This window comes from Kingella sp. SNUBH-2017, from assembly GCF_028680565.1.
GTDB lineage: Bacteria > Pseudomonadota > Gammaproteobacteria > Burkholderiales > Neisseriaceae > Kingella_D > Kingella_D pumchi.
This window is the reverse complement of sequence record NZ_JAPHVK010000035.1, coordinates 1-630: the sequence shown is the minus strand read 5'-3', so window position 1 is coordinate 630 and position 630 is coordinate 1. Positions and strand designations below refer to the sequence as shown.

General features: G+C 58.7%; 2 protein-coding genes. Both read right to left on the bottom strand.

Going from position 1 to position 630, the window contains the following annotated elements:
- On the bottom strand, positions 1–357 hold a 357-nt coding region (locus tag OP500_RS11230), incomplete at its 3' end, for an ACP-like domain-containing protein (protein WP_274071002.1).
- A gap of 90 nt (positions 358–447) precedes the next feature.
- The coding region (locus OP500_RS11225; protein WP_443135154.1) for an ACP-like domain-containing protein at positions 448–630 on the bottom strand (183 nt) is incomplete at its 5' end.

Sequence of the window (630 nt, the reverse complement as noted above, 5' to 3'; positions counted from 1 at the left end):
GCGCGGAGAGCAGCTTTTGAACAGCATCTGGCCGTTCGGCGCGGTGATGTTGATGCTCTTGCCGCGGTAGTTGCGGCTGTCGAGCGCATCGGTGCCCAAGATGTAGCCGTTACCCTGCATGAAGGTATCCACGTTGTCGGAGCGGTTCATATCGTAGCGCATTACCACATTGCGGCCCTGCAGGTTGGCGCGGGCGGTGGTGGGTACGCCGGCGCTGTTGAAATCGTAGCTGACGCTGACGTTTTTGCCGCCTTGGCAGCTGTAGGAAACTGTGCCGCCGGCAGCCGAAGCGTTGGCGCTGAAACCGAAGGCCATCAGGGCGAAGGCTGCTGCGGTGTAAATCTGTTTGGTTTTCATAGTGTTCACTCCAAAGTGGTATGCGGGGAAAAACCGCCTTGCGGCGGACGGCGGCATCATGGCAAAAGTGGGGCTGTGGGTCAAGTGGGATTACGCTTTGCGCGGAGAGCAGCTTTTGAACAGCATCTGGCCGTTCGGCGCGGTGATGTTGATGCTCTTGCCGCGGTAGTTGCGGCTGTCGAGCGCATCGGTGCCCAAGATGTAGCCGTTACCCTGCATGAAGGTATCCACGTTGTCGGAGCGGTTCATATCGTAGCGCATTACCACATTGCG